The 13,582-nt window shown below is 44.2% G+C and carries 13 protein-coding genes; 5 read left to right on the top strand and 8 right to left on the bottom strand.

Going from position 1 to position 13,582, the window contains the following annotated elements; all coding sequences use genetic code 11:
* Positions 1 to 170 precede the first annotated feature (170 nt).
* The gene (locus tag HOP45_RS10285) at positions 171 to 629 is read right to left on the bottom strand and encodes a DUF3939 domain-containing protein (RefSeq protein ID WP_181349192.1); all 459 of its coding nucleotides are present in this window, start codon (positions 627 to 629) and stop codon (positions 171 to 173) included.
* 356 nt (positions 630 to 985) lie between these two features.
* On the opposite strand from HOP45_RS10285, the gene HOP45_RS10280 reads away from it, so the two are divergent.
* Complete coding sequence (locus HOP45_RS10280; RefSeq protein ID WP_181349191.1) at positions 986 to 1,504, top strand: competence protein ComK; 519 nt, start codon at positions 986 to 988, stop codon at positions 1,502 to 1,504.
* 133 nt (positions 1,505 to 1,637) lie between these two features.
* Here HOP45_RS10280 and HOP45_RS10275 read toward each other — a convergent pair whose 3' ends face one another.
* The gene (locus HOP45_RS10275) at positions 1,638 to 1,997 is read right to left on the bottom strand and encodes a YhjD family protein (protein ID WP_181349190.1); all 360 of its coding nucleotides are present in this window, start codon (positions 1,995 to 1,997) and stop codon (positions 1,638 to 1,640) included.
* A gap of 205 nt (positions 1,998 to 2,202) precedes the next feature.
* Here HOP45_RS10275 and HOP45_RS10270 point away from each other — a divergent pair, with 205 nt between their 5' ends.
* The 4 genes from HOP45_RS10270 to addA all read left to right on the top strand — a co-directional run bounded on the left by HOP45_RS10270 (position 2,203) and on the right by addA (position 10,838).
* Positions 2,203 to 2,850 carry a TVP38/TMEM64 family protein gene (locus HOP45_RS10270; protein ID WP_181349189.1) on the top strand — a complete coding sequence of 216 codons (648 nt, stop codon included), beginning with the start codon at positions 2,203 to 2,205 and terminating at the stop codon, positions 2,848 to 2,850.
* A 53-nt stretch (positions 2,851 to 2,903) separates the two neighbouring features.
* On the top strand, positions 2,904 to 3,443 hold the full coding sequence (gene lepB / locus HOP45_RS10265) for a signal peptidase I (RefSeq protein ID WP_181349188.1): 540 nt from the start codon (positions 2,904 to 2,906) through the stop codon (positions 3,441 to 3,443).
* A gap of 188 nt (positions 3,444 to 3,631) precedes the next feature.
* Complete coding sequence (gene addB, locus HOP45_RS10260; protein WP_181349187.1) at positions 3,632 to 7,153, top strand: helicase-exonuclease AddAB subunit AddB; 3,522 nt, start codon at positions 3,632 to 3,634, stop codon at positions 7,151 to 7,153.
* Positions 7,137 to 10,838, top strand: a complete 3,702-nt coding sequence (addA, locus tag HOP45_RS10255) for a helicase-exonuclease AddAB subunit AddA (protein ID WP_181349186.1) — start codon at positions 7,137 to 7,139, stop codon at positions 10,836 to 10,838. Before addB ends, addA begins: the two co-directional genes overlap by 17 nt.
* A gap of 820 nt (positions 10,839 to 11,658) precedes the next feature.
* On the opposite strand, the gene HOP45_RS10250 is transcribed toward addA, so the two are convergent.
* The 6 genes from HOP45_RS10250 to HOP45_RS10225 form a co-directional block, all read right to left on the bottom strand.
* Positions 11,659 to 11,877 (bottom strand): spore germination protein, encoded by a 219-nt coding sequence (locus HOP45_RS10250; RefSeq protein WP_181349185.1) that lies wholly within the window; start codon positions 11,875 to 11,877, stop codon positions 11,659 to 11,661.
* Positions 11,878 to 11,920: 43 nt separating this feature from the next.
* Positions 11,921 to 12,301 (bottom strand): spore germination protein GerPE, encoded by a 381-nt coding sequence (locus tag HOP45_RS10245; protein WP_181349184.1) that lies wholly within the window; start codon positions 12,299 to 12,301, stop codon positions 11,921 to 11,923.
* The gene (locus HOP45_RS10240) at positions 12,285 to 12,497 is read right to left on the bottom strand and encodes a spore gernimation protein GerPD (protein ID WP_181349183.1); all 213 of its coding nucleotides are present in this window, start codon (positions 12,495 to 12,497) and stop codon (positions 12,285 to 12,287) included. The genes HOP45_RS10245 and HOP45_RS10240 overlap by 17 nt, the downstream gene beginning before the upstream one ends.
* Positions 12,478 to 13,038, bottom strand: coding sequence for a spore germination protein GerPC (gerPC, locus tag HOP45_RS10235; RefSeq protein ID WP_181349182.1), 561 nt, complete (start codon positions 13,036 to 13,038; stop codon positions 12,478 to 12,480). Before gerPC ends, HOP45_RS10240 begins: the two co-directional genes overlap by 20 nt.
* A 65-nt stretch (positions 13,039 to 13,103) precedes the next feature.
* Positions 13,104 to 13,334, bottom strand: coding sequence for a spore germination protein GerPB (locus HOP45_RS10230; protein WP_181349181.1), 231 nt, complete (start codon positions 13,332 to 13,334; stop codon positions 13,104 to 13,106).
* A 14-nt stretch (positions 13,335 to 13,348) separates the two neighbouring features.
* Positions 13,349 to 13,564, bottom strand: coding sequence for a spore germination protein (locus tag HOP45_RS10225; protein WP_181349180.1), 216 nt, complete (start codon positions 13,562 to 13,564; stop codon positions 13,349 to 13,351).
* Positions 13,565 to 13,582: the final 18 nt, after the last annotated feature.

The following is a 13,582-nucleotide window of genomic DNA, read 5'->3' as shown; positions in this document are numbered from 1 at the left end:
CCGTATACGGAACCGTACGTACGGTGGTGTGAGAGGGATGGAGGTTAGCCACCTCCCCCTATCTCTATTGCCCTTGCAAAAGCTGCTGGTCATCATTATAAGCGCCTTTAAAAACGTCTTAGATAGAAGCTTGCCCGTTTTCAGGGCCCACGCACACGTGTCGCTTATATCTAATTTTTTTTGTAAGTTACAAGAAACTCCTCTTGAGTTACGTAATATTCACGCTCAGGTCGATACGGAATAAGGGTGAGGCGTTCTAATTTGAAGAAATTGACCCGTCTATAGGGGTCACTTTCAATGATGGGGAGTTCACCTGTCTGTTCCATATATTGATCAACCGCTCGCTGAATCATATCTAATTCAACGGCAAGTTCGCGATTGTCAGCTTCGAATAATTCATAGGTTTCCCGGGACATGTAGAAGGTCTCTTCCGGTTTGCCTTTTAGGTATGGTGAGAGTAAGTCATAATCTAATGTAAGGTCATGGTTAATGATGACGCTTAACGGTACGCCATCCGGCATATCATCAGCGTAAGCATGAACGGCTTTACGCACTTCATCCAATGTCATGCTTCGTGTTTCCAATTGTTCGGGTTCAGGTGTCACCTTTTTTTTCTTGCGTTTCCACATTACGTGTTCCTCCTTTGAGTAAATTCAGTTTTAAGTGTGTACACGAGTGGGAGATGGAGGTGAAGGGGGCGGCAGGCACGTGAACGGGAAGTATATCAGTTCAATTCCTGAATTCAGCTACCCTGATGTGTGATTGTAAATACACGGACGGAGAATTCTTAACGTGTCTCTGATCCTTTGGTTATATTCCTCTTATCAGACAAAGTAAAACGAACTTGAAAAATATTTTGAATTTTTCCAGAATTATTTAGACTTTCCTGTCTGTTTCTGGTAAATTAAAGTAGTACGGATGGGAAGTTGTGGAAGCATAAGAGGTTTATTCCCTCCACTGAAGAGAAAGGATGTTGAAGATAAGAATGAAGTACTCAAAAAATAGTGAGTATGAGGTGAGTTCACACACAATGGCTCTGCTTGCTAAATATGATGATATCGGACGCGTGGTTACCGAAGTGTATGAAGGAGATAAACGGTTCGATCTAATTGACCACCCGAGCAAAGTCATAGACGGCTCCTGCCGTTATTTTGCGTCCAGTCTCGAGGGGCGGCTCGCAGGTACAAAGGAAGTCGCGGGCTTCACCCATAAGCCACCAATTGTCATCTCCCCGGCGATGGGTATTTATTTCTTCCCGATTATATCCCCAAAGCGCAAAGAATGCTCCTGGATCGCTCACCCTTTTATTCGTTCCTACCACAGTGAAATCAACCAGACGACTACGATTATCTTTACGAATGGTGTATCGGTCAATGTTCCCGTTTCGACAGGAATGATCGCCAACCAAGTTCAACGAACCGCTCAGTTTCGCTTTATGCTCGAAGATCGGCTGAAAACATCGGGTGCTTATATTACCGGAAAAATAGCAGAGCCCTTTGGATAAGAGGCACCTTTGGGAGACATCCTTGTATACATACGTGATTCTCAGAAATGGGTGTCTTTAATTGTGTCTCACGACGGGTAACCACATGATGCATGTGGTTACTTTTTTAGGGAGAGACATTGCAATCAACACGTTAAGAATAGACCCGATGCATGAGTTCAAATAGGATGCGTTCGACTTTCTTCCGAATGGCGGGGTTGAAATAATTTCGCTTCTCCTCATATCCATGGGCAAGGAACAAGAAGGAAGTAAACGAATCATTACGGGACGTTTCAATCACATGCAGTTTTTGCTGGGTCATTTCATAACGCAGTTTTTTTCGTTCCTGACGACCGAGTTGTTCCATCTTATTAAGCAGATCCAAGTAGTGATCTTTGATTTTAAATTGCCCTGTTTCAATGTATTGCCGATCTTGTTTAAGCACGACTAAGGCCATGGAGAGGAACAAGTACCGGGTAGCTAATTCTAATTCTTCACTGCCTAAACTGCGCATAGCGATTCCCTCCAAATGCGAACATGTGTTCTAATTCCATTATACCATGAAAAGGTAAAATGTATGCAATATTTTTCTGGATGGAAAATAAAGCAAACGCTAAGAAGGCGTTTGGCGAAGAGTTTTTTGTAGGCAATCAGGTGAGAATCCATTAAAATGATATCATGAGCGTTAGTTGCTGATTTATATACCAAGGAGCCCCTGTATGTATTTACTTACGTTAACCTTAGAAAAGATAAAAGAGATGGCTGAAGACGATCAACTATACGACTATATCATGATGCAGTTGGAACGATTTGAAAGCCTTGGCCCCATTCCTGGCATTTTACTACCATTGTTAGAAGCTTTTCTTCCGATTCTCCCCTTGATTGTTTTTGTAATCGCAAACTCGGTTGCCTACGGGTTGTGGAAAGGTTTTTTCTATTCATGGATCGGGGCTGTGCTCGGTGCCATGATCGTCTTTCTTATCATCCGACGTCTTGGTCAAAAACGTTTTTTCCGTTTTGTAAGCCGTCATAAACAAGTGAAAAAGATTATGGTTTGGGTGGAGGAGCATGGTTTTGGCCCCTTGTTTCTTCTCATGTGTTTTCCTTTCTCGCCTTCTTCAATTATTAATATTGTGGCAGGTTTATCTGGCGTGAGTCGCCAACAATTCTTTCTTGCCGTACTTCTTGGAAAATCCGTAATGATTTTTACGATTGCTTTCGTCGGTGACAGTCTAACGTCTTTTGCCCAAAATCCAATGAAAACGATCATTGTAGGATTGTGTATTTTGATTTTTTGGATGATCGGTAAATATATAGAGCAGCGGTTGCAAAAGAAAGCTGAACGTAAGAGATTCCGAAGCGGTTAGAATCAGGGGGGACAGGGTAATATGTAGATACCCCTTTTTGGGAGGTTGACAAGATGAAGAAATCGTTTCGGTTAATTCGAACAATCCTGCTCGCCTTGTTACTTGCTTTTATATTTCGAACGTACTTGTTTGCAAGTTATATTGTAGATGGAGAGTCAATGGAACCAACCTTATATGATGGGAACTTATTAATGGTCAATAAGCTTGTTTATGATTGGCAGAGCATTGATAGCCAGGATATTATCGTATTCCATGCTAACGAGCAAGAGGATTACGTGAAAAGGGTGATCGGGGTACCTGGAGATCATATTGCTTACAGGCATGATCAACTGTATGTGAATGGCAACCGAGTGGCTGAACCTTATTTGGACAGACTGAGACCTGACGATGGCAGATTGTTTACTAAGAACTTCACGTTACAGAAAGTCACGGGGGAATCAGAAGTTCCCGACAACCACTTGTTTGTAATGGGAGACAACCGGAGGGATAGCCTGGATAGCCGTTACTTTGGTTTTGTTTCCATGGATGAAGTGGTTGGTAAAGTCGATGCTCTCTACTGGCCGATGTCCAAAGTGACGATACAATTTCATTGAATGACTCTTATTTACTCAAAGCCCCCGCATCCTTGAAACTGCTCACACTGGATGCCGTTAAGGGCTTTTATTTGCGATAGGCTCGTTTACCCTATGCGAAACTATCGAGCAGCAAGCTTCATAAATGGTAGAATGTAAGAGAGCGATGCGTGAGATTATGAGAATGAATTTACAAGGAGAGGTGCAGAATGGGGATCAGATTTTTGCTGGGGCGTTCGGGGGCCGGGAAGAGCACCCGTTGTTTAGAAGAAATTGAATCAAAACTGAAACATGACCCTCAAGGGCCTCCCATCATATATTTGGTTCCGGATCAAATGACCTTTCAACAGGAATATGCTTTGTTAAAACGAGAAGGGATAGAGGGCACGATCAGGGCTCAAGTCTTCAGTTTCTCCAGACTGGCTTGGCGTGTCCTGCAGGAGACCGGCGGCGGTATTCGTAAATTTATCAGTTCGACAGGGATTCAGATGATGCTGAGGAAAATCACAGAAGAACGTAAGTCGGACTGGCACGTCTTTCAAAAAGCCATTGAAAAGCAAGGGTTTATTGAACAGTTGGAAGGATTGATTACGGAATTCAAACGATATCGCATTACACCTGAAGTGCTCCAGCTTCAAATGGACCATATGGATCAATTCAAACATAAACAGCAATCAGAAACTGCTTTGCGGGACAAGTTAGACGATTTATCTTATATATATGATCGCTTGATGCATGCTCTTGAAGATCAATACATAGACGGGGAAGATCAACTCCAGCTTTTGGCCAATAAAATTGGGGAAGCTGATTTTTTGGACGGCGCAGAAGTTTACATTGATGGTTTCCACAGTTTCACGCCGCAAGAATTAAGTGTGATCGAACAACTCATGAGGAAGACCTCGTGCGTAAATGTAGCCCTTACAACAGAATTTACTGATGAGGACACGCTTCCGGAGCTTGACCTATTTTACGAGACGAAGGAAACTTTCCAGCAATTAAAAGCACTCGCTTTAGAAATTGGTGAGCCTATTACTGGAATTGAAGAACTGGATCCGGAACGAAGACGGTTTGATGATCGCCCCTATTTCGCCCATTTGGAAACCTATTATGATCAGCGTCCTGCACATGAATATGAAGGGGAAGTGCCCATCTGTGTGGCCGAAGCGGTACATCCAAGGGCAGAGGTGGAAGGCGTCGCTCAAGAAATATTAACGTTGGTTCGAGACAAAGGATATCGTTATAAGGATATGGCTATCTTGATGCGTGAGCCTGATGTATATCATGATTTAATTGCGACCATTTTTCACGATTACGATATCCCGGTATTTATAGATGAAAAACGAACGATGCTGAATCATCCGCTTGTTGAATTGATCCGATCAGGACTTGACGTAGTCGAAGGCAACTGGCGTTATGACGCTGTGTTCCGGTTGTTGAAAACAGGATTTGTGCCACCGACCGATCTGGAATATCCCCTTCATGAAGAGGGGATAGATGAACTAGAAAACTATGTACTCGAATACGGCGTCCGATCCAAAAGTCAGTGGTGTGATAAGGAGGATTGGGGATACCAACGATTCAGGGGATTTGAACAGGGTGCTAAAACAGATGAAGAAAAGCAAAAGGAATATCGCATTAATTGCTATCGCAGGCAGGTTACGCGCGCGTTGAAACCCTTTGATGATGAATTAAGGCGAGCGGAATCGATAGCTGATAAAGGCCGCGCGATTTACATTTGGCTGGAATCGATGCAAGTTTCTCAACAATTGGAAACGTGGCGCGATCAATTTGATGAGGCCGGCAAAATTGAAAAAGGCAGAGAGCAGGAACAAGTGTGGGAGGCTGTCCTGCAATTACTCGATGAGATGGTGGAAATGGTAGGCGACGAATGCATGTCGTTAGAGATTTTCCGCAGTACGATTGAAAGCGGGTTAGAATCGCTTCGCTTTGCGCACGTTCCTCCAAGCATGGACCACGTTATAGTCGGCAGCGTTGACCGCTCCAGAATCACAGGCATTATGGCAGCGTTTTTGTTGGGGGTTACTGAAGGGTCCTGGCCCATGAAACCGCAAAGTGACGGCATGATTTCTGAAGAAGAACGGGACCTCCTGTCAGAACAAGGCATAAGATTGGCCGACAGTGGAAAACGGCAGTTGTTAGATGATCGCTTCTATGTTTATCTTGCACTGACCATGCCCAGGGATCAGTTGTGGATCAGTTACCCATTAAGCAATGAAGAAGGGAAGAAAAAAACCCGTTCGCATGTCGTTAATCGTATCGAAGAGTTATTCCCGAACGCTTTTCACTTTCATCTCCAGGATCCTGACGATTTATATGAAGCGCTCCGTTTTATAACCACACCTTTAAAAACACGGTCTGCTTTAACGTCGCAGTTGTCACGCTATTTAAAAGGATACTCAATGCAAAATGTGTGGTGGAATGTGCTTAATTGGTATATTGACCATGAACAAAAAGGCGGTCTGACTGAGAAAGTTCTTGGCAGTTTATTTTATCGGAACAAGCCCGTCAATTTGAATAAGGAAACGGCCTCCCAATTACACTCACAGCAAGTGAAAGCCAGTGTATCACGAATGGAAATGTTCCATCGTTGCTCATACCAGCATTTTGCCAATTACAGTCTTGGTCTTGAGGAAAGGAAAACGTATAAACTTGACGCTCCGGATATCGGTCAGCTGTTCCATGAAGCGTTACGTCAGATTACAGAACGCCTACAAGAAGAGAAAAAGGATTTTGCCCAATTAGACCGGGAGCAAAGCAACACTTATGCTGCTCAAGCAGTTGGGGATTTATCCGCTGTGCTTCAGCACCAAATATTACAAAGTTCCAACCGCTATCGTTATATCCAGCAAAAGCTTCAGGACGTAGTAGCTCGGGCCACGTATGTATTAAGTGAGCAGGCTAAGAACAGCGGGTTTGCCCCTGTTGGTCTTGAAGTGGGGTTTGGGGAAAAAGGCGATCATAAACTCCCCCCTCTTTCGTTAGACCTGCCTAATGGCTTTGAGTTGATGCTGCAAGGTCGCATAGACCGCGTCGATCGAGCGATGCAGGAAAATGAATTATTCTTGCGTATCATCGACTATAAGTCAAGTGCCAAAGGGTTAAATCTGGTTGAAGTTTATTATGGTTTGGCCTTACAAATGCTGACGTATCTTGATGTTGTGATTTCTTCGTCAGAACAATGGCTGGGCTCCCACGCATCTCCTGCTGGTGTCTTATATTTTCACGTCCACAACCCGATGATTTCTGGGAAACACAAGCTTGATGATGCAGCGATTGAGAATGAAATTTTCAAGCAATTCAAAATGCAGGGCTTGCTGTTGGAAAATGAAGATATTGTACGGATGATGGACACGGGTCTGGACAAAGGGCATAGCCGCATCATTCCTGCTGGCCTCAAATCCAATGGTGGTTTTTATGCTAATTCGAAAACAGCCCAGCACGAAATGTTCCAAAATTTGCAAGGCTACTCCCGGCATTTGATCAGAAACGCAGGGCTCAGTATTACAGAAGGTGAAGTTAAGCTCAACCCATTTCAACATGATCAGCAAACAGCGTGTACTTACTGCCCATTCCGCTCCGTTTGCCAGTTCGATCCGACTTTAAGCGAAAATAACTTCAGACGCTTGCAAACGATGAAAGATGATGAGGTCTTACACCGAATTAAGGAGCTAGAACAGAAAGGGGAAAACGGAGATGGCATCGTGGACTAAAGAGCAAGAAAGAGCGATATACACCAGTGGCTCGGATGTGTTAGTGGCCGCAGCGGCAGGATCAGGGAAAACTGCTGTCCTCGTGGAGCGCATTATTCAGAAGCTTCTCCACGAGAGTGCTCCCGTGGACATTGATTCGCTGCTGGTGGTGACGTTTACGAATGCTGCAGCTCAAGAAATGCGTAACCGGGTCAGCGAGGCGATTAGCAAGGCGCTGGAAGATTACCCGTCTTCCCATCATTTGAAGAAACAACTTGCCTTGATTCAGAGTGCTTCGATATCCACATTGCACGCCTTTTGCATGGACATTGTTCGTAAATATTCCTATCGACTAGACATTGATCCAAGTTTCAGGATCGTGGATGATATTGAAGGGGATCTCATTCAACAAGAAATCATGGATGAGTTATTTGAGGATTGGTACGGTAAAGAGGGCGAAGAGAGGGAGGTGTTTTTCAGTGTTGTTGATCGCTTTTCGGGCGATCGCAGTGACCAGGATGTTGAAAAGCTGATTCTGGAGCTGTACACATTCGCCATGCAGAATCCCTGGCCGGAAGCTTGGCTTGATGAAATGGCAGCGATGTATAACGTTGAACACGACATAAACGAAGATGATATACGGTGGCTGCAAATTTTGAAAAAAGAAGTTCACAGTCAATTGCATGCCATGGAAACAGAGATCGACCAGGCATTGGCTATTGCAGGTGAAACAGACGGACCTCACCATTATGATGAGGTGCTGGAATATGATCGTCAGATGGTTGAAGAAGCTAAGGAACATATTCAGCGATCTTGGACTGACTTGCAAACGTATATGACCTCAGTCAAATTCAAAAGCCTGCCGAACAAAAAGAGCGATTGTGATGAAGACAAAAAAGACGACGTTAAAAAACTCAGAGACAACTATAAAAAACGATGGAATACGCTTCGTGATGAGTGGTTTTCACGAACTTTGACAAGTTACATAAGCGATATGAGGGAGCTTCACCCGATCATCGTTCAGGTAATTGAACTCGTCAAAGATTTCAAACAACGGTATACGCAGTTGAAAAAAGAGAAAGCCGTGGTGGATTTCTCTGACCTTGAGCATTATTGTCTGGAAGTATTAAGAGATGAACGCTCAACCCCCGAGCGTACCATCCCTTCAACAATCGCCCTGGATTTGCAGCGGACCTTCACAGAAGTCCTGATAGACGAATATCAGGATACGAACCTGGTACAAGAAACACTTCTTCAGCTGCTGACAGGGGAACAGGGGGGGCATCTATTCATGGTCGGGGATGTTAAACAGAGCATCTATCGTTTTCGCCATGCTGAACCTGCCTTGTTTTTGGAAAAATACAAACGCTACAGCGAGACGGAGGAATCAGGCGAACGGATTGATCTTGCCCGAAATTTTCGCAGCAGGCAGCAAGTGCTATCTGCTACCAACTATATATTCCGCCAAATACTAGATGAAGAAGTTGGAGAAATGGCGTATGAAGCGGATGCCGAACTGATTTACAGTAACACCATTTATGACAAGTTGACTTCGAATGAGGCGGATACAGAACTTGTCATCATTGACCGGGAAGACCGAGGGGAATCAGGTGAGGATTCAGACACCGATTACCGTGAATTGGAAAAAGCCCAATTAGAGGCACGGGCTTACGGAAATCGAATCAAAAAATGGCTGGGTAACGAGGAAACGCCTCCTCTTCAGGTCATCGACAAAGCAACCGAGACCCAGCGGCCCGTCCAATATCGCGATATTGTCATTTTGATGCGTTCGATGACGTGGGCGCCTACACTTGTTGAAGAACTGAAACGGCAAGGTATCCCGGTGTATGCCGAATTATCAACAGGCTATTTTGAGGCGATTGAAATAAAAGTTATGCTCAGTCTCTTAAAGGTAATCGATAACTCTCAACAGGATATTCCGCTTGCCTCGGTTCTCCACTCTCCAATAGTCGGTCTCGATGAGGAGGAAATGACGCAGATTCGACTGGCCAACAGGCGTGCTGGCTATTATCAGGCATTACGCTCTTTTGCTGGGGATAATCAAACAAAAGCAAAAATCGATCATTTTCTTAACCAATTGGAATCGTGGCGAACTCAAGCCCGACAAGGGGCTCTGTCCGAGCTTATTTGGGATATTTTTCGGGATACAGGCTACTATGATTTTGCCGGTGGGATGCCAGGGGGGCGGCAGCGTCAGGCGAACCTGAGGGCATTATACGACCGTGCTCGTTCTTATGAATCAACTTCATTCCGCGGATTATATCGCTTTTTAAGATTTATCGACAGGATGGAAGAACGCGGGGATGATTTAGGGGCGGCCCGCGCTCTGGGGGAACAAGAAGACGTGGTCCGTATTATGACGATTCATAAAAGTAAAGGCCTAGAATTTCCTGTTGTTATTTTGGGAGCTATGGATAAGCAATTTAACTTGATGGATTTAAAGGATCGCTACTTACTTCACAAAGATTTTGGGTTTGGTACCCGATACATCGACCCTAAAAAACGGCTCATGTATCCGACCCTTTCCTATCATGCATTGAAGCAGGTGAAGCTTCGTGAGTTGCTGGCTGAGGAAATGCGCGTGTTGTATGTAGCCTTAACGAGGGCAAAAGAAAAATTGGTTATGATCGGAAATGTCTCTTCTTTTGAAAAAAAACAATCGAAATGGCTGCCCTTTCTAAAGCAAAGCGATTGGGTGTTACCGCCCCATTATCGGATGGAAGCAAGGTCTTATCTGGATTGGGTGGGGCCGGCTCTCATACGCCATAACGATTCATCTGCCCTTAGAACGTCTGACGTTAACATCACTACATCAGATGCTATTTTGCGAGATGAATCACAATGGGCTGTAGTAATCAAACATGGCAGCGAATTCTCTAAAATTGACGAAGAAATACTGTATCGAGATGAGCAACTGCGAGAGTCGATTGACGCGTGGAACAAAGTAGAGGATGTTGATCCTAGTTTGTTAGTAGACCAGAGGCTTAACTTCGAATATCCTCATCAGCTTGCCGCTAAAACAAGGGCAAAACAGTCAGTGACGGAATTGAAACGACAGCGAGAAGTGAAGGATGAATACAGCAGCGACCAATTATTGGCTCCAGTCAAATCTCCTATAGGAAAACGCCCGAAATTTATGCAGGAAAGCAAGCAACTGACTGCTTCAGAAAAAGGAAGTGCCATGCATACGGTTATGCAGCACCTCCCGTTAACACAGTCTTTAACTGAAGAAGAAGTAGGAGAATTTGTGGAGAAGCTTGCAGAAAAAGAGATTCTGAGTCGTGACGAAGCGGATATAATTGATCGGCAAGCGATTGCGGCGTTTTTTGATACCGAGATTGGCCAGCGTGTGTTAGCCTCCCAAACAATTGAGCGGGAGGTGCCTTTCAGCCTTAATCTTCCGGCACAAGACGTTTATGATGATTGGGAGGGACAAACAGAAGAGCATGTTTTCGTGCAAGGTGTTATTGACTGTATGATTCCGTACCAGGATGGTTGGCTGTTGCTTGATTATAAGACAGATCAATTAAAAGATAGTATGACGTTAGAGGGACAGCAGAAATTGGCGGATCGTTATCGGATACAACTCGGTTTGTATGCCACTGCTCTAGAGAAAATATGGGGCGAACCCGTTATAAGAAAATGTCTGTATTTCTTCGATGGTCCGTTGTTGCTTGACGTATAAACCACTTAGGATACACTGATTATCATAAATTACAGTGTTTTGAGAGTCTCCTGTAAACTAAATACCCTGATTATGGGAGACAGATTTGCTTCTTTAACAAATGAATCAACTATGGCGTGAGGTTAAAATAACGACCCGGGTGGGACGAATTGGATTTAAGGTAATGAAGGCTCGATACCAAATAAAAGTTTGGAGTGGCTTTGAAACAACTCGCTTTCCTGCGGGGAACCGGCCAGCCTCCTCGCTCGCTTCGCTCCCTGTGGGGTCTAGCCGAGCTCCTTCTCCCGCTAATTAACTAGGAATGTACTCCTTCTTAGAGAGTTGGCCTACCCTATTTGAACTATCCAGCTGCGGCGTCTAGCGGCTAGTGAGACTTCCCTCGCTTCTGTACGATAAGTCAACATCGAATCACGTCGTTCTTCGTGTTTCCTTTATCTCCTCCAGCTCAGTCCAGTCCATACGCCGCTGACCAAGACGTCTCCGCTATCAAGTGAGTTGATTCCTCCACTTATCCAATACCATCTTTACCAGCGGAGACCACCATGAAACGTAGAAGCCAAATTCTCATGAATAACCAGTAAAGGTTAAATGTGGACAATAGCTTTCTCGCTAACTAAAAAAAGACAGTGCATAAACGAGTTGACTTTCAGTGAATTAACTATGTGAGTTACGATTACGAATATTTATCATAAGACATAGCTAAAAGACCAAATCACCATATGATTTGGTCTTTTGCTAATTCGTAACTTCCTCAGCTTAGAAGAATTACGTTTTCGTTATCTTTTATAATAGATTAAATAACCAACTTCATAAGCTAGCGTCAAGCGTTGGCTGTTACATTTTGGTCGTTTACATCTGGGTCAAAAGGGTTTGTGGAACTGAATCCGTTGTTCGTACAAATAAAGTCACCGGTATTATTAGATCCAGACCCGGCGTTTGTTTTTGAAGTACTCTTTGGAGCCAGGTAAAAGGCATCGCCGAAATTGACAACGCCGCCTGCGACGCTGTTGATTCTTATCGGCCCGACAATGGAGGGCATAAGGTAATCCTCCTTTTTTCGTTTAACATTAGTATATGCAGCCTCAGCGGCTCTGTTCGTTTTTGAGCGCCCGGATATGTTTAATGCGTGATTGCGAGTAAATTTCCTCAATTCCACCAACTTCAAATAATGAAGCGGTGGACACGCTCTTAATGTGCACGGAATCAACGTGGATTGCAGAACCGTGATGATCGACATGAGCGTTTTGATCAACTAAAATTTCATGGGGTTCGGCTGGTAATTGAAAGATTTTATAATCTTCAAAGGCATAGGGGTCTGTTCTGAAAGTCGGTTTTTCCTGCTGGACAGCCAAAACTTGCGCTTGTGGCCTGTACTGTTTGAGATCTCCGATGATGAAGCCTGAGCCGATAATTACATCCTGTACTTCAATATCCTGAACCTTGGCTTCACGAGGATTGCTCATCGTTAGTTGCATCCTCTCCTGCTTGAACTTGCTCTGCTGGGAGCGGTTTAATGATTAACGATTCGGGGGGAGTGTCAAAATAGGAGCGAAGTTGTATCGTTTTGTTATCTCCGATCAGAAATACGGATGAAGAAGAAAGGCCGGTTACGTTAATATCGCCTACATATAAGCCGTAATTATGGACGGTGAATGCCATTTGAATCATCTCCTTTATGAGTGGCTAAGTATTGTTGAATGGAGTGTCTAACTTCTTCCCCGACAAAATGTTCAATATCCGTTTCGGAAAGATCAGGACGGGTCTCCTGATAGTGCTGGATACGTCCCGGCAGTTGTTTACGGATGTCGGCCAGAATTTGTTCTTTTATGGCATGCGTAGGTGCTGCCCCTGTGGTTTGTGCAAGTTCCTGAATGACACTATCGCCGTTTTCTACAAAATCTCTATCCATTCGTACATGTAATGGAGCTGGTTCTTCAGCCTTTATCGGGGAGCCGGGGTAAGAGAAATCGTCCATTTGCTCAAGGTCTTGAGGAGATAACCCTATGTGCAGCGTCCCTTCTAATGATTCAATTTTCAATTGGTCAAAATGATATTCGATTTTTTCAATCACTGTTTTAGGCTGCTGCGAGTCTTTGAGACTTTCCAGTTGAGTCGACAATTGCTTGATTTGTTGTTGCTGTTCATTCATTTGACGCATTAACTGTTCAATATAAGTCGCCCAGTTCTGCCAGTTACTCATCTCGCTCACCCCTCCCGAAATAGGCGTTTCCCTATAATTTATGCAGCGAGACAAAAGTCTGTGATTTAAGTGATGGGTGCAAGCGGTACAAGAATAGCAACTTCTGCTTGATCAGATGTCACGTACCCGTCTTCAGGTTGGGCCTTAGCTCCAGGAGCGGTATATCCTCCTGTGTTGTAAAGATCAGATTGAGCATGTATGATACCCGAGCTGCCAATTTGCAGTACTGAAGAGTTTGTAACGGCTCCGACTTTAATGAAATTTATAGATATGGTTTGATGAATGATAAATGACATAGGGCAAACCTCCTTTAGTCGATAATCGCCTGGTCAATGTTTTCCTGGTCATTTACGTACGTGGAGGAACGGGCAAGGTTAACGCGAATGCCATTGCCTGTATTAAATGATCCACCGCCGGCATAAGTTTTAGCTGTGCTGGTTGGGGCCATCGTGTAAACATCGCCGATATTAAAGATACTAGATGAAGAAACGTTGATGACTTTTACAGCGCCTACTTTGGCAGGCATTCGATGACCTCCTTTCTC

Origin of the sequence: Thalassobacillus sp. CUG 92003 (assembly GCF_013618635.1) — a bacterium.
Classification (GTDB): Bacteria; Bacillota; Bacilli; order Bacillales; family Halobacillaceae; genus CUG-92003.
The sequence above is the reverse complement of the archived record's forward strand: the minus strand, read 5'-3'. Positions and strand labels throughout refer to the sequence as shown.